14 protein-coding genes are annotated in these 15263 nt (G+C 50.0%); 2 read left to right on the plus strand and 12 right to left on the minus strand.

Annotated elements, in window-relative coordinates; all coding sequences use genetic code 11:
* Positions 1 to 28: 28 nt before the first annotated feature.
* Positions 29 to 751: a hypothetical protein gene (locus A5320_RS02285; RefSeq protein ID WP_068060376.1), complete on the plus strand. Its 723-nt coding sequence runs from the start codon at positions 29 to 31 to the stop codon at positions 749 to 751.
* Between the two features lie 196 nt (positions 752 to 947).
* Here the strand turns inward: A5320_RS02285 and A5320_RS02290 are convergent, their stop codons facing one another.
* Complete coding sequence (locus tag A5320_RS02290) at positions 948 to 1640, minus strand: SOS response-associated peptidase (protein ID WP_068060378.1); 693 nt, start codon at positions 1638 to 1640, stop codon at positions 948 to 950.
* Between the two features lie 321 nt (positions 1641 to 1961).
* Here A5320_RS02290 and A5320_RS02295 point away from each other — a divergent pair, with 321 nt between their 5' ends.
* Positions 1962 to 2816 (plus strand): transporter substrate-binding domain-containing protein, encoded by an 855-nt coding sequence (locus A5320_RS02295; protein WP_068060381.1) that lies wholly within the window; start codon positions 1962 to 1964, stop codon positions 2814 to 2816.
* Positions 2817 to 2903: 87 nt separating this feature from the next.
* On the opposite strand, the gene A5320_RS02300 is transcribed toward A5320_RS02295, so the two are convergent.
* The 11 genes from A5320_RS02300 to A5320_RS02350 all read right to left on the minus strand — a co-directional run bounded on the left by A5320_RS02300 (position 2904) and on the right by A5320_RS02350 (position 15162).
* A complete protein-coding gene (locus A5320_RS02300) occupies positions 2904 to 3941 on the minus strand; it encodes an oxidoreductase (RefSeq protein WP_068060384.1) in 1038 nt (345 codons plus the stop codon).
* Positions 3942 to 4061: 120 nt separating this feature from the next.
* Positions 4062 to 4796 (minus strand): polysaccharide deacetylase family protein, encoded by a 735-nt coding sequence (locus tag A5320_RS02305; protein ID WP_068060387.1) that lies wholly within the window; start codon positions 4794 to 4796, stop codon positions 4062 to 4064.
* Positions 4771 to 5349, minus strand: coding sequence for a YkoP family protein (locus A5320_RS02310; RefSeq protein ID WP_068060391.1), 579 nt, complete (start codon positions 5347 to 5349; stop codon positions 4771 to 4773). Before A5320_RS02310 ends, A5320_RS02305 begins: the two co-directional genes overlap by 26 nt.
* The gene (locus tag A5320_RS02315; protein ID WP_068060394.1) at positions 5349 to 6692 is read right to left on the minus strand and encodes an MGDG synthase family glycosyltransferase; all 1344 of its coding nucleotides are present in this window, start codon (positions 6690 to 6692) and stop codon (positions 5349 to 5351) included. Before A5320_RS02315 ends, A5320_RS02310 begins: the two co-directional genes overlap by 1 nt.
* Before the next feature lie 440 nt (positions 6693 to 7132).
* A complete protein-coding gene (locus A5320_RS02320; RefSeq protein ID WP_068060397.1) occupies positions 7133 to 7930 on the minus strand; it encodes a 3-keto-disaccharide hydrolase in 798 nt (265 codons plus the stop codon).
* A gap of 51 nt (positions 7931 to 7981) precedes the next feature.
* Positions 7982 to 8614, minus strand: a complete 633-nt coding sequence (locus tag A5320_RS02325) for a gluconate 2-dehydrogenase subunit 3 family protein (RefSeq protein WP_068060400.1) — start codon at positions 8612 to 8614, stop codon at positions 7982 to 7984.
* 1 nt (position 8615) lies between these two features.
* Positions 8616 to 10307, minus strand: a complete 1692-nt coding sequence (locus tag A5320_RS02330; RefSeq protein WP_068060403.1) for a GMC oxidoreductase — start codon at positions 10305 to 10307, stop codon at positions 8616 to 8618.
* Between the two features lie 108 nt (positions 10308 to 10415).
* Positions 10416 to 11378: a hydroxypyruvate isomerase family protein gene (locus A5320_RS02335; protein WP_068060406.1), complete on the minus strand. Its 963-nt coding sequence runs from the start codon at positions 11376 to 11378 to the stop codon at positions 10416 to 10418.
* Positions 11375 to 12616 carry a nucleoside permease gene (locus tag A5320_RS02340; RefSeq protein ID WP_068060409.1) on the minus strand — a complete coding sequence of 414 codons (1242 nt, stop codon included), beginning with the start codon at positions 12614 to 12616 and terminating at the stop codon, positions 11375 to 11377. The genes A5320_RS02335 and A5320_RS02340 overlap by 4 nt, the downstream gene beginning before the upstream one ends.
* A gap of 251 nt (positions 12617 to 12867) precedes the next feature.
* Positions 12868 to 13953 carry a sugar phosphate isomerase/epimerase family protein gene (locus A5320_RS02345; RefSeq protein WP_068060412.1) on the minus strand — a complete coding sequence of 362 codons (1086 nt, stop codon included), beginning with the start codon at positions 13951 to 13953 and terminating at the stop codon, positions 12868 to 12870.
* 42 nt (positions 13954 to 13995) lie between these two features.
* Positions 13996 to 15162 carry a Gfo/Idh/MocA family protein gene (locus A5320_RS02350; protein ID WP_068060415.1) on the minus strand — a complete coding sequence of 389 codons (1167 nt, stop codon included), beginning with the start codon at positions 15160 to 15162 and terminating at the stop codon, positions 13996 to 13998.
* Positions 15163 to 15263: the final 101 nt, after the last annotated feature.

Below are 15263 nucleotides of genomic sequence, written 5' to 3' on the forward strand. Positions count from 1 at the left end.
TTAGGGATTTAGAACACGGAAGTAATTAATGCGCGAAACAACTGATGTACGGCTTAAAACAATTTTGGCAACGGAAGATACTGTAAATTCGGTATCTAACGTTGCCATATGGCTTCAAGATTGTGGAAACCACAGACATATTGCCTTCCTACTAAAATGCACAGATGAATATGGGGGGGCGCATGTATTACTTCATCAACCAATGCACAATACACCTCTACTTGACGTTCCTAATTACGACCAATTTGATTCTGTAATTCTAACGGCTCTATCATCGATGTCGCAGATTGAATTAGACGCTTTAAGTGTGCAGTTGCATGCATTCGGAACATTCAACACCGACGGAATACCCTATTCTATTTTATTTCGCCAAGCCAAATATTTTGAAGGTGCTAAATTTATCCGCACAGCTGCCGGTGAAGGCCTTACATGTGCTACTTTTGTATTGGCTACTTTAGAGTCCCTAGGGGTAGATTTGATTGACGAAAGTTCTTTTAAGCCACGCGTCGAAGCTAGTGGATGGCCATGGGGCTTATTAAATTGGTTGAAAGTAAAGTTTAGAACAGGGTTAGAGCATTTCAATATTCAAGTAAAAGAGATCGAGCATATTGTTCGATTCAGGCCTGAAGAAGTTGCTGCTGCTGCTGCAGTTTATAGCAACGGTGAGCCACTTAAGATGCTGGACGCTGAAAGGCATGGTATAGTTGTTCTAAACAACATGACCAGTTCATTGAAGCATGCAATTGGCTAAACACAATTCAACATAAGAATAAATGACTGATGATACTATGGAAAATATGGGTTCAAATCCCCCAACCACCGCAGGTGGTCTGTGCAAACCTCTCTTTCTAAATTTGCAACGATGATGCAAGCTGGGTTAGCAGTTCAGTACAATTTACGGATCAAGTTGTCGTACTAAGCTGCAAAACCAATCTATTCCCCGTAACTCAACCCACATCCGCCACTAACTGAAATTCCCGCCCTACTTGCCGGTAACTACTGGGTTTATCAATCTGAAAACCGTGCAAGTTTTGCCGCAATACCGGTTGTAATAACGGCGCAAATACGGATACATCCTGCTGCTGGGGCGACAACCACAAATCAAACTGCTCGGGCGGCAATATCAGCGGCATCGCTTTGCTGTGGTAAGGCAGCAGTTTTGGGTGTGGCGGTAGCGTGATGATGGAACAGGAATACGTCAGTTCACCGGTGTCTTTATTGAGCCAGGTACGATACAAACCACCAAAAGCAATAGCCTGCTCGCCTATAAAGTCGTGATACACCGATTTGCCGTCGATCAACTCGGTTTCGCCAAAACCGGCTGCCGGCACTATGCAACGCTGTTGCCTGAAAGGAATATAACCAGCGCTGCCTTTGGTATGAAGTTTGTCGGAGCGGGTATTAAAAGAGGTGTATTGCGACGGTTTAAAGCCGGTTGCGGTCGGTTCCAGCAATAACCACCAAACAGCGTCCTGCAACCGGCGTTGCCCTTGGTGTTCCAGCACTATCGAAATGGTATTGGTCGCACGAATAAACCGCCCAGTGCGCAGCGCCCCCGGCCTCAAACTTAACGGCATGCCTAAGCCTTCCAGCAGCGCGATCACCAGCGGATTATCTGTGACATTTAATCGACCACACATCTGCACCTCCCTTACCAACTTTTGTCTGACATGGCACCTGAAGAACTGATTTTGCCAAGCGAACGTCTGTAATATAAACGACACTGGTACTGAATGCGTACATCGATACAATATCCAGCATGTCAGTTTTATAATACAGACATGCGGAACATAAGATGTTTGCGACAGCGGCCCTGTAGACCGGATGTCCGCAATACCAAAAGGTTAATGTCGATGAATAGTCAGCGACTGTTTGCAGCTGAATGATAGGTTTTATTTTTGAGCAATTATCTACAATTAATGCGTTTGGCTGCAAAGCACACTATTAGAGGAATTGATTAGATGCGCAAAATTTTTGCCAGCTTGACGTGCGGACTCTTTTCATCGGTTTTGGTGGCTGCGCCTGCATTACCGGATCCGCAGGTGCAAAAAGTGACACTGTTACTCGAATTCAGTGCGAAAAATTCAGAAGCTAACACCCTGCATATGCAGCATTGGAATTTAGTGCAACAAGCTCTAGGTTCGGCAATCGAAGTCAGCCAAGAACATGTTAGTTTGCAACGAAGCATGGAACTGGTACAACAACCAGGCTATTGCTCTATCAATAAGATGAAAACACCACAACGACTTGCCCAACTCATATTCAGTGACAAACCATTTAATATCTCGCCATCATTACGACTAATTCGGATGGGGACACACGATCAGACACAGCCTGTTGATCTTGCGCAGTGGTTGGCTTCATCAAAACGATTAAAACTAGGTATCGCCGGGGGGCGAAGTTATGGCGCTATGTTAGATCAGCTGCTGCTTAAACACCCCGGCCAGATTTATCAACTATCAGGTGAAGATGTTAATGTAAAACTTTGGCAAATGTTACAAAAAGGCCGTATTGACGCTTTGGTGGATTACAGTGTAAGAATTGATTATCTAAACAAAATGCAACCTGTACCAACACTTTATTCGGTGGTGCAAATCGTTGGGCAGCCCCCTATCCTCGAAGGATATTTAGTCTGCAACCCAACCGAGCATGGAAAGCAAGTCATTGAATTTATAAATAAAGCTCTTGAAAACCAAGCTTTACAACAAGCGTTATATCAAAGCTATCAACAGTATTTCCCGCCGCATGAATGGCAGACAGTAGAAGCGTTGATTCGAACCAAATATCCATTGGCGCGACCAACACCACAACCTTAACCAGCATATTTTTCTGTTTCAGCCAACTCGCACATTGCCACACCAAAAATCTACTTCTTTAGCGCCTAAAATACACTGTCCCACACATCATTGCCCAACTGAACCAAGCACCTCAACGCTTCGCCCCAATTCCGAACTATTAACCGCCAATTCTATCAACCGGATCCCAGCCAAAGCATCCTCCAACGGTACCGGCAACTCAGCATCATGCAACAGCGCAGCAACTAATTGCTGGTAAAACAAAGCATAATTGCCAGCAAGTGTCGGATAACTAAGGCGGCTATCGGCTGTCGCTAGTTCGCCGTGATATTGGCTGGCCTCGAAGCCCCAGCCTGCGCCACCAGGTGTTTGTCCGGCGCGCAGTGCATCTTCTTGTGGATCAAGGTTGGATTTTTGGTAGCTGCCTTTTGTTCCTTGCAACATGAACCGCATGGTTGGGCTGGCGCAAAATGGGCTGGAGTGCAGCACCACTTCTTTGTCGGGGTAATGCAGTTGCAGGTGGAAATAGTCGGTGCTTTCGCCGCCGGGGCGCAAGGTGCGGCAGGTGGCTGTGATGGCCTGCGGCATGCCGAATAAACAAAGCGCCTGGTCGATTAAATGCGGGCCTAAGTCCCATAAAATGCCGCTACCAGGGCCGGCTTGTTCCCGCCAGCGGGCGCGTGGTTCGGGCCGGAAGCGGTCAAAATGTGATTCGAAATAATGAATGCTGCCAAGTTCGCCACTTTTAAGCAGTTGCTGCAGCGTCAAAAAATCCCCGTCAAAGCGGCGGTTATGATAGACCGCGAGCTTACGGCCGCTTTGTTTTGCAATCGCAGCCAGTTGCTGGCCTTCTTCACTACTGAGCACCAGCGGTTTTTCCAAAAGCACATGTTTGCCCTGCTGCAGCGCGGCTTTGGCCAGTGGGAAATGGCTGTGATTGGGGGACGTGATCACGACCAGCTCGGCATCGCTATTTGCTATCAGCGCGTTGGCATCCGGGTAATGTGTAAGATGCGGATAATCAATCGCCAGTTCTGGCTGGCTGCTGCTGATGGCGACGAGTTCCAAGTCAGGTTGTAGTTTGATAAACGGCAGATGAAAAGTGCGGGCCGACAGCCCGTAGCCAATGACAGCGGTTTTAAGCATGGTTTGACCTTTACCAGAGCTACATCTTGAGAATGTGTTTATTCAGTACCCATGATATTACCCTATTACCATCGCTCCATCTGCAAAAAATAGGGGCTGCCCCCACAACTTATCTCCACACTAATCCGCCAAAAAAACCTGATCCAAACTGCATGCAACCATGGATTTATCCGCCAGTGTCCGCAGAAATTGCGGCAAGCATTGATAAGTCATACCCGGGCAATTATGATCGGGGCGGCCATCGTGTAGCAGCACAATATCGCCTGCTGTTATCGCAGCAAGGCGTCTGCTGATCCCGGCTTTGGTGCCGTAACCTCCCCAATCCATCATACTGCGGCTCCACAATACCGTGGTCAGCTGCTCGGTCTGCGCTTGTTGTTGCATGGCTGCTCGTAAGCGCCCAAAAGGCGGCCGAAACCAGCGTGGTGCTTCGCCGGTAATATCCTGAAGCACCTGATTTGCCTGGATCACTTGCTGCCTGGCTCGCGCGGCTGACATCAACCAGGGATGCTGGTGGCTATGGGTGTGATTGCCAATAGCGTGCCCCGCTTTGAGGATTTGCTCGATCAGCTGCGGAAACTGCCGTGCTGCTTCCCCCACCACAAAAAAAGTCGCTTTTGCCTTATAATCGCCCAGCACTGTCAGGATCTTTGGTGTGTAGATTGGATCCGGACCATCATCAAAAGTCAGGCAAATTGCACGGGTAGAATTAGGCGCAATAACACCCACCTCTTCGGCAGGTAATCTGCGTAGTGGTACCACCTGCAATTTGCCGTAAGCAATTGTCTCTGGTGTAGATATATGCCCAAAGTAAGATCTGAGCGGCAAACTAGCTTTGCTGAAGTTGATACTCATCTTGAGCCTCCGCTGCAAAATTGTTCAATAAACTTTGGCGGGTTAGCCAATAAGCGTGCGGTTGAATGCGGTTTTTTTCGGCAGCAACCAGATGGGGAAAAAACGTTTTGATCAATATGCTGAAATAGATTTTTCGCAGCCGACTCAGGGGGGAGTCCGGCAGTCGCTCGATCAGAAACCCCAGCTTTTCGCCATGGGGCGGGATCCAACTGACGCCATGAAAAGCTTTCACCCGCCCGAATTTTTCGCTGGCAGTCAGATCTTTTGCCAAGTGGCTGAAAGACAACAGTAACTGCTTCCTAAAACGTAAGGCATTGCGAAGCTTATCTTTTGGATTTGCCGAAATGCTTACAAAACACTCACGATTAAAATGCAGGATCGCTAACCAGTCGCCGGGTTCAACCCAGCTCTGATCATTCATCAACCGCCGCTCACCAGCGTATTGTTCAAACGAAAAACTCAATAATTCATCGAATTTCTCTACACCATTCCGGCGGCGCCAATAGCCGTCGTACCAACACATCACTTGATAAAACCAGCTGCTTTTGTCCATCAAAAAGCACTCGCCAGTTTTATCTGCAGCACTTCATCCTGCGCGATAAGGCTGGACAATTGCGCCACCACTGCCGTCGCGGCATCCGGCCGGCCGAGCTGACTGGCATTTTTTTTCATTTGCTGCAGCAGCCCGCTATGACTGAATAAATCGTCCAACACCTGCGGTAATTGCGCCAGTTCAGCTTGCAGCCCGACGTGTTTCGTTTGCAGGAACTGCACATTATGCGCCTCTTGCCCACCGAGACAGCAGGTCGCAATAAAAGGCCTGCCACAGGCCAGGGTTTCACTCAAGGTCAAACCGCCCGGCTTGCCAATAACCACATCGGCGGCGCAGATCAACTGGCTGAGATCGTCACACCAGCCATACAATTTAAAACGCTGGGGATAACGTGTTGCCAGCTGCTGTAAAGCCGCAACATCGACTGTGTTGGAGCCTGCGGCCACCAAAATTTGATAAGCATGATGCTGGTCATTTAACAGCGCCTGTACCGCCACCACCACGCCGATGCTGCACTGGCCACCGGTGATCAGCACGGTCGGACCGGCAGCAAGACCAAGTTGTGCGCGCGCCTGTAACTGACTGGGAAGATTGGAAAATGCCGGCACTAACGGAATTCCGGTAACATGGATCCGATCGGCCGCGATGCCTTGAGCTTGCAATTCTTTCGCCACGTCTGCATGGCTGACACAATACAAATCAGTGGTATTGCGCACCCACACACCATGCACGCCGTAATCGGTTAAGACGCCGATCACCGGCTGTTGGATCAGCCCTTTTTTAATCGAATGCGACAACAAAGTGTTCGGATACATCTGGGTTGCGATAAGCACATCAGGTTGATATTCCTGAACATATTTTCGCAAGCGTGTCGCCAGCAAGTTGTAAATCAACACCAGCAGACCTTGGGTGAGCAAGCGTCCGGCCGGAATTTTATGCCGGTTACAAATACTGTTGATTAAAGTATTCAACAACGCACTATCCAAACTTTTATAACGTTCCGGCAGTGAAAAATGCGAGCGCTCAACCACTTCCGGAAACGAGCGCAGCTGTTGTTCCTCCAGAAAATCCACCAGCTGTTGATCGGCCGCAGTTTTCCCCGCCAGTTGCTGGTAAAAGCTTTGATCCATGTCGTACAACTTTTGATAAAGCGCCGGTTGCTCGGCGGTCATTCGTAGATAACCATCCTGGATCGCCGCACTGACCTGCGGGTCCAACAGACTGGTAATGTCCAGATATGCAGTTTCAACCGCCGGATATTGGCGGCGCAGTTCCAGATCAATGGCTTCAGCGGCGCCGGTATGGCCATAACCAGGGCTAGAGGTCAGAAACAGGCATTTCATAAGGATCCCTTTTTGGAAAACCCCGTTGTTGCCACTGGCCGGTCAAGGATTATGAGTTGGCTGTGGTTTAGGCGCGGGCGTTCACTGTGCCAAACAGACCCTCAGGTTAGTCACCTGCGGCGACTTGTTCGGTACGCTAAGCAACATAGGTTGTGCTTTAGGAAAATGAAGGGAGAAGGTTAGTGGAACCAATGGCTAATCTGGACGACCTTCGGCTTCAGACATTAAGCGTTAGCCATTTCGCGCGCAATTATCCAGGCAGATCAATGCATGTGGTCAATGGGAAGCTGTCGGCGTGCAACATTGCGGCTGGGATGTTCAAAAAGTAGGTGGTCGCGGCTACGGCGGTTTGACGTTGTCTAAACAACGTCAGTGAAAATGGGTCATTGTGGCAATACATTGCTGGCCTGCGCTGTTGCGCATACAGGCCAGCCAACAGCTTAATCTAACTTACGCAGCCAAATATTCCGGAAACTCACTTTATCACCATGATCCTGCAACTTCAGCGGTGCGCAGCCATGGGCTGGTTGTTGCGGCGGGCCAATCCATTCAGTAGTCCCCGCTATTTCGGTATGGTTTTGCAGTAGTACGCCGTTATGCAGCACTGTGACAAAACCTGGCGACAAGCGCTTGTCTCCTTCAAAACGTGGTGCGCGGTAAATAATGTCGTATTGCTGCCACTGCCCGTCCGGGCGCATCGCATTAGCCAGCGGTATGGTTTGTTTATAAACCGCACCGGCCTGACCATTCGGATAAGTAGCATTCTGGTACGAATCTAAAATCTGAATTTCGTATTTTTCCTGCAGGAAAATCCCGCTGTTATTGCGCATCTGACCGGTTTTAGCCGGATCAGCCTTGGTGGTGCGCCATTCCAAATGGAGCTGAATATCACAGAAATTCTCGACCGTCCGGATATCGCCGGTGCCGGGTTTCACCGTCATTTCGCCATTTTGAAGCGTCCATTCTGCTGCTTTACCATTGTTGACTGAGCGCCACTGCGCCAAATCAGCGCTGGTTGCGCCCAATAAAACCAGTGCATCCGATGGTGCTACTTGCGGTGGCTGCGCGTCGGCAACTTTTACCACTGCAGGCACTGGGGTCCAGACTTCAGTTTTTGCTGCCAATGCATGACGCTGCTGCTCGGTCATCGCAGCGATTTCAGCCGCAGTTGGAAATTCACTGGCCAGCGCGTTGCCGCATAGCAACAGGCTTAGCACAAAAGTTTTGTTATTGATCATTAGTAACATACCTATATTCGGTCAGAAAAAGTTCGTCGGCTTTTGGTCGCTTTAGGTCGCCCAGGCACGATCGCCTTTTTTATACGGCAACGCCCCCTCATATTTTCCGGGAATTGCCGAATAACGTAGCACTTCGGTCGCCCCTACTTTTGAGGTAAAAAACACAAACAACGTCAGTTGCTTGAACAGGGTAAAATAGTGCGGTGTGTTATCGGCGACCGATTTACCAGCATTGGCGCTGCTTTTCTTACGGGAATTGGTACTGTCATTGGCAGAGGCATAAATTTCGGCATTACGCGCTTTGGCTTCAGCATCTAGTTTCACCAACAACTGATGCCGTTGCTCTTTGGAAAGCTGCATAAAATCAAGCTTGTAGTCTTGTTGGCTACGGGCACGTAATTGCTTTAAACCATCAACAAACCAGCCTTGTTCCGTCGCGTTATAGCAGTCGGTAATTTGCACTGCCATTTGCGCGCCACAACCAGCGTCTTTCGCGCCTGGTGTGGACGTTTTAGGTAAGATGGTTTCGGCAATTTCATCCAGCAGCGCAATATCGCTGGTGCTGAATGAGCTTTTGCTACCGGCGGTGGCAGGTGTGGTTAACCCGGCAGCCCAGACTTCACCGCCGACAAACGCCATACCGGTGGCCGCAGCAATCATTTTCAGAAGTTCACGACGTTCCATGTTACAGCTCCCCTTTTTTCAGCGCTTCGACTGCAAAATTGGCAGCGCGCGCGGTTAAGGCCATATAGGTTAACGACGGGTTGACGCAGGATGCCGACGTCATACAAGCACCGTCAGTAACAAACACATTGGGTGCATCCCACACCTGATTGTTGCCGTTCAGCACTGAGGTTTTAGGATCCCGGCCCATCCGGGCTGTGCCCATTTCATGAATGCCCATGCCCGGGCCGTAATCACCGTTATAGCCCTGCACATTTTTGATGCCGGCTTGTTCAAAAAACTCGATCGCATCGTTCATCATGTCTTTACGCATGCGGATTTCGTTGTCTTTAAGCTCAACATCCATCGCCAGCACCGGTAAACCCCATTTATCTTTCACCGTACGATCAAGGAAAATCCGGTTGTCGTGATGCGGCAACATTTCACCAAAACCACCCATGCCGATGGTCCAGCGGCCCGGCTCCGTCAGTGCTGCTTTGAGATCAGCACCAATACTCAGTTCAGCCACATCACGGCGCCAGTTTTCGCGACTCGCTGCGCCTTGATAACCAAAACCACGCAGATAATCGCGTTTATCGCCGCCCCAGTTGCGAAACCTCGGCACGTAAAAACCGGTCGGGCGACGGCCGGAATAATAGCTGTCCTGATAACCTTCAACCTCGCCCCAGGCACCGGCGTTTAGATGGTGATCCATTACGTTACGGCCAAGCGCGTTGCTGCTGCTACCTAGGCCGCCTTCCCAGACGTCAGTGGCGGAATTCATTAAGATCCAGGTCGAATTAAATGACGATGCGTTTAAGAAAATGATTTTGCTGGTGAATTCAACGGTCTGATTGGTTTCGCTGTCGATCACTTCCACGCCACGGGCGCGTTTTTTGTCTTTGTCGTACAGCACTTGCGTCACAATCGAATACGGACGCACCGTTAAATTGCCGGTTTTCATTGCGACCGGCAAAGTCGAGGATTGGGTACTGAAATAAGCGCCAAACGGACAGCCCAACCAGCATTTTGCCCGGTATTGGCAATTGACCCGGTTTTGCTCTGGCATCGGTTTGGTGATATTGGCGGTACGGCCAATAATTAAATGCCGTGAGCCGCCATAGGCTTTTTTGATCCGCGCCGCGACGTCTTTTTCGACAATATTTAAATCAATGGCCGGCAGATATTGGCCATCGGGCAGCACATCTAAACCATCACGATTACCGGAAATGCCGGCAAAACGTTCAACATAATCGTACCAGGGCGCTAAGTCGGCATAACGAATAGGCCAGTCAACGGCGATGCCTTCTTTAGCGTTGGCTTCAAAATCGGCTTCGTTTAAACGATAACTCTGGCGACCCCACAATAACGAACGGCCGCCCATGTGATAACCGCGATACCAATCAAAACGTTTTTTCTCGACATAAGGGTTTTCTTTTTCATTCGCCCACATGCCAAAGGTACTTTCATTCAGCGGATAATCCCGTTTCAGCACCGGATAATCTTGCTTTTTCTGTTCGGTTGGCCGGTCGCGGTGTGGGTAATCCCAGGCTTCTTTAAAGGCGTTGGTGTAGCCTTTGATATGCTCGATATCGCGACCACGTTCCAGTAGCAGTACTTTTAAACCTTTTTCAGTCAGTTCTTTTGCCGCCCAGCCACCGCTGATACCGGAGCCGACCACGATAGCGTCGTAATGATTCGTTGCAGTTGTCATCGCTTGTACCCTGTACTTTAGAGCTGTGTAACCAGCTACTGATTATCTGTTGTTAAAATTCAGCCCTTTCGCCCCTGCTCTCCCAAACCGGGGCAAACGACTTCGCGCTTAGACGTCGCAGATCCGCACCGCCTGTGCCAGAGACAACACTCTGCCCTCCGGCGTGGTAGGCGTCGGAATAAACTCCTGCGCCAGATAGCCTTTAAAACCGGTGGCCACTATCGCCCGGGCGATGGCGGCGTAATTAAGCTCCTGGCTATCATCAATTTCATGCCGCCCCGGAACACCAGCAGTGTGGTAATGGCCAAAATATTGATGCTGGTCCTGGATGGTGCGGATGATGTCGCCTTCCATAATTTGCATATGGTAGATGTCATAAAGCAGCTTAAAGTTGTCTGATTTCAGCCGCTTACAAAGCTCGATGCCCCAGGCGGAACTGTCAGCCAGGTAATCAGGGTGATCAACTTTGCTGTTAAACAGCTCCATCTGGATGACCACACCATGCTTTTCCGCCTGCGGCAGAATTTGCGACAAGCCTTTTACCGCATGTTGCAGCGCAGTTTCTCTGTCCAGCCCTTTGGCGTTGCCGGAGAAACAAATCAGGTTTTTGTAACCGGCGTCGGCCACCAAATCGATGTGCGCGCGATAACGTTTAATCAGTTCGTCGTGAAATTGTGGATTGCTCCAGCCGTCAATCAGATTCAGCTCAGCGCCATTACACATTGATGAGTCAATGCCGTATTGCTTCAGCACCGGCCAATCGGCAGGGCCGACTAAATCGATTGCGGCAAATCCGAGCTTTTTTACCAACTGACACAATGCTTCAATCGATAAGTCGCCGTAGGTCCAGCGGCTGACCGAATGTTGGATATTGCCTTTGAGCGGAGCGTTTGCGGCCACTGCATTACTTCCGGTGGTCGCCTGATCAGCAGTTGCCGCAAACACCTTGCTCTGCAACAAACTGCTACCAAGCACACCAGCCGTCAGTCCGCCAGCCGCCAGTTGTTTTAGTAATTGCCGTCTTGGTAATTGCTGCTCTGCCAATTCTTGGCTGAAAAGTGGTGCGCTCATACTGATTTCCCTGATTTTTCGTCAGTGACAGCCACAGTTTCGTTTTTAAAGATCAGCGCAAACAGTACCAGCACTGCACCAGCAAACAACGCCGGGAACAACCAGATTTGCTGCCAATCCTGGCCAGCAGCTGTGGTGTAAGCAGCAGTCACCTGACCTGCGACACTAAAGCCAATCAACATGCCGATGCCGTAAGTGGCCAGCGTAATCAAACCCTGCGCAGCGCTTTTATAAGTGCTACCGGCTTTGCTATTGGTGTAAATCTGACCGGAGACAAAAAAGAAGTCATAACAAATACCGTGCAGCGCAATACCAACCAGCAGCAGCCACATACCTGAACCGGCATCACCATATGCAAACAGCACATAGCGCAGCACCCAGGCGGCCATGCCGAGCAGTAAGGTCACGCGAATGCCAAAACGATTCAGAAATATTGGCAGCGCCAGCATAAATAACACTTCCGACACCTGGCCCAAGGTCATCTTGCCGGTGGCGTTTTCAACTCCGACTGCGGTCAGGAAGGGGTTGGCGTTCTGGTAATAAAACGCCAATGGAATACAAATCAGCACTGAGGATAAGAAAAACAGCGCGAAGTTACGGTCTTTTAGCATCGCCAACGCATCCAGCCCGAGTAACTGCCCCAACTTTAATTCTGAACCTTTGCCGGCAGGCGGCGTGGCTGGCAGCGTGAAGCTATACAGGCCAAGCGCGAATGAAGCGACTGCACACATCAGGAAGGTATTTTTCAGCATCCCAGCCGCGATGGCGCTTTGTGCGTCCCAACCAAACAGGTAGCTAATCACCAGACCAGCCGCAATCCAGCCGACGGTGCCCCAAACCCGGATTTGCCCAAACTCTAATTCCGGTTGTTTTAACTGACCAAAAGAGACTGAATTGACCAGCGCCAGCGTCGGCATATAAGCCAGCATATAACCCAGCACTAGCGGGTAAAATGTCGTGAAATCAGTAGCCTGGTACATCAGATACATCAGCAACGCCCCCACCAGATGTAACACACCTAATAGACGTTCAGCATTGATATAACGGTCGGCAATCAAACCGATAATAAAGGGCGCAATAATGGCGCCCCAGGATTGAGTCGAAAACGCCATCCCGGTTTGTGGGCCATCAGCATTGAGATTTTGCGCCAAAAAAGTACCTAAAGTGACAAACCAGCCCCCCCAGATAAAAAACTGCAAAAACATCATACTGCTGAGGCGTATTTTTATGCTGTCCATCGTCGTCCCCCTGTTATTTTTTGATAGTTATTTTTAGAATGTTATTCTTTGTTTTTAATAATTTTTTTATGGCGGACTGCCTTCGGCGAGTCGCGCCCTACGGTTTACTCTTTAAAACAACAATTCAAACGTACATTATTCTCGTAGGGCGCTACTCGCCGCGCCAGCGGCAGTACGCCATCGTCTGATTGCAAATTGGCAACCCACGGCGTACTAACCTTCGGGTGAGTACGCCCTACAATTTTTTACCTTTATTCCAGCCCTAAAATCCGGCGGTTACGCGCTGCATCAGTGGCGGCTCCGGCGAAATCATCAAAAGCGCGGGCGGCTTTACTAATTAACTGCGCGCTGATAAATGGTGCACCTTCAGCGGCGCCTTGCGCTGAATCTTTTAAACAACATTCCCATTCCAGCACTGCCCAGCCGCTAAAACCGTATTGGGTGAATTTGCTGAAAATCGCTTTAAAATCAACCTGACCATCGCCTAATGAGCGAAACCGACCCGGTCTGTCCTGCCAGTCCTGATAACCGCCATAAACCCCGGCGCGACCGCTTGGGTTAAATTCGGCGTCTTTGACATGGAACATTTTGATCCGTGGATGGTACAAATCGATAAAGGCAAGATAATCAAGTTGTTGCAATACGAAATGGCTGGGATCAAACAAAATATTGGCGCGTGGATGTTGCTTCACCGCCTGCAGGAAACGCTCAAAAGTGGCGCCATCATGCAAATCTTCACCCGGGTGAATTTCGTAACAAACATCAACCCCGGCTTCATCAAAAGCATCGAGGATTGGCAGCCAGCGTTTAGCTAATTCAGCAAATCCTTGCTCAACCAATCCGGCCGGACGTTGTGGCCATGGGTACACCAAATGCCACAATAAAGCCCCGGAAAAAGTCGCGTGGGCGGTTAAGCCTAAATTCTGACTGGCTTTGGCCGCAAGTTTCAGCTGTGCCACCGCCCATTCGGTACGTGCAAGAGGTTTGCCACGCAGTGCTTCGGGCGCGAAGTTATCAAACAACTCATCATAGGCCGGATGCACTGCTACCAGCTGACCTTGTAAATGGGTTGATAATTCAGTAATTTGCACCCCGGCTTTTGTACAAATTGCCAGCACTTGCGCCACATAAGCTTCATTGTGTGCTGCCTGCTCTAAATCGAATAAGCTGGCGTCGTTGGTCGGCATCTGCACGCCGCGATAGCCTAAACTGGCGGCCCACTGCACCATCCGCGTAAGACGGCTCAGTTCATGATCCTGCGGTTTGGCCGGGAACTCGCCCATAAATTGCGCCAGAAAAATCGCCGGTCCTTGAATGCTGCTGACTGCTGTCGTCATGTTGTCCACTCCAGGGCTGTGCCCATACTAAAATTAACGAATTCAGGCTTGCGAAGTATTCGGGATCTGCAGCCACTTCGCTTCAGACTGTCCGCTTGAACTAATGGTATCTATAAACGCCATACCGCGAAGACCAGCAGCAATACCGGGCACTCCAGTTGGCGTGCCCCGTTCACCACGACGAATTGCCACTGCAAAATCGCTATATAAATTGGCCATCGCTTCCAGATACCCTTCCGGATGACCCGCTGGTAAGCGGCAACGGCGTAACGCTTCAATACCCAAACCAGGCTGACCTCTGCCGGCACGCAGTACTTTCACCGGAGCGCCGTGTGGCCGTAAAATGATGGTATTTGGCTCCATTTGTTGCCACTCGAGGCCACCTTTGTCGCCATATAACCGGATCTTCAGCGCGTTTTCTTCACCGGCACAGATTTGACTGGCGATCAGCACGCCGCTAGCCCCACCATTGGTGCGAAATAACGCCGCGCCGTCATCGTCCAGTCGCCGTCCGCTGACATGGCTTTTTAGCTCAGCGCAGATTTCAGTGATTTGTTGCTGACTGATAAATTCCGCCAGCCCAAAAGCATGGGTGCCAATGTCGGCCATACAACCGCTATTGCCAGCCTGACTTGGATCGGTACGCCAGCTGGCTTGTTTATTCGAAGCCGCTTCCAAATCTTCGGTCAGCCAACCTTGCGGATATTCAACAAATATTTTGCGCAAAGTGCCAAGCTCACCACTTTGTACCAACTGCCGTGCTTGCCACACCATTGGGTAGCCAAGATAGGTATGCGCCAGACCATATAAACGATCGGTATTGGTTAAATCGGCGGCTAAAGCTTGGGTTTCATTGAGGCTGATGCCGGCAGGTTTTTCACAAAATACGTGAAAACCGGCAGTGATAGCGGCACGGCTAATCGGTACATGCAGTTGATTAGGGGTGACGATGACCAGCATTTCCATGCGCTGATCCGCAGGCAAGCTGGCTTCTACCTGAAGTAACTGCTGCCAGCTGGAATACAACCGTGAATCGTCGATACCCATTGCATCACCAGTGCTTTGATTATTCGTCGCATCCCGGCTAAATGCGCCACAGACCAGTTCGTATTGACCATCCAGCGCCGCAGCGTGCCGGTGTACCGCGCCGATAAAGGCGCCTTCACCACCACCAATCATACCAAAGCGGATTTTCGCTAATTTCGCCATGCAACGGGCTCCTGCTGCTAACAGCAATTTAATCGTTTAAGAGAGGGGGCAAAAAAATACCAGCATTGTTGCCCTTTGCAAAAAATGTAACGGATTACATT

Source organism: Rheinheimera sp. SA_1 (assembly GCF_001669775.1).
Lineage (GTDB): Bacteria > Pseudomonadota > Gammaproteobacteria > Enterobacterales > Alteromonadaceae > Pararheinheimera.

Bases quoted from the DNA above. Each gene is read 5' to 3' on its own strand.
- A5320_RS02285 (WP_068060376.1), top strand. From the start codon at position 29: ATGCGCGAAACAACTGATGTACGGCTTAAAACAATTTTGGCAACGGAA.
- A5320_RS02290 (WP_068060378.1), bottom strand. From the start codon at position 1,640: ATGTGTGGTCGATTAAATGTCACAGATAATCCGCTGGTGATCGCGCTG.
- A5320_RS02295 (WP_068060381.1), top strand. From the start codon at position 1,962: ATGCGCAAAATTTTTGCCAGCTTGACGTGCGGACTCTTTTCATCGGTT.
- A5320_RS02300 (WP_068060384.1), bottom strand. From the start codon at position 3,941: ATGCTTAAAACCGCTGTCATTGGCTACGGGCTGTCGGCCCGCACTTTT.
- A5320_RS02305 (WP_068060387.1), bottom strand. From the start codon at position 4,796: ATGAGTATCAACTTCAGCAAAGCTAGTTTGCCGCTCAGATCTTACTTT.
- A5320_RS02310 (WP_068060391.1), bottom strand. From the start codon at position 5,349: ATGGACAAAAGCAGCTGGTTTTATCAAGTGATGTGTTGGTACGACGGC.
- A5320_RS02315 (WP_068060394.1), bottom strand. From the start codon at position 6,692: ATGAAATGCCTGTTTCTGACCTCTAGCCCTGGTTATGGCCATACCGGC.
- A5320_RS02320 (WP_068060397.1), bottom strand. From the start codon at position 7,930: ATGATCAATAACAAAACTTTTGTGCTAAGCCTGTTGCTATGCGGCAAC.
- A5320_RS02325 (WP_068060400.1), bottom strand. From the start codon at position 8,614: ATGGAACGTCGTGAACTTCTGAAAATGATTGCTGCGGCCACCGGTATG.
- A5320_RS02330 (WP_068060403.1), bottom strand. From the start codon at position 10,307: ATGACAACTGCAACGAATCATTACGACGCTATCGTGGTCGGCTCCGGT.
- A5320_RS02335 (WP_068060406.1), bottom strand. From the start codon at position 11,378: ATGAGCGCACCACTTTTCAGCCAAGAATTGGCAGAGCAGCAATTACCA.
- A5320_RS02340 (WP_068060409.1), bottom strand. From the start codon at position 12,616: ATGGACAGCATAAAAATACGCCTCAGCAGTATGATGTTTTTGCAGTTT.
- A5320_RS02345 (WP_068060412.1), bottom strand. From the start codon at position 13,953: ATGACGACAGCAGTCAGCAGCATTCAAGGACCGGCGATTTTTCTGGCG.
- A5320_RS02350 (WP_068060415.1), bottom strand. From the start codon at position 15,162: ATGGCGAAATTAGCGAAAATCCGCTTTGGTATGATTGGTGGTGGTGAA.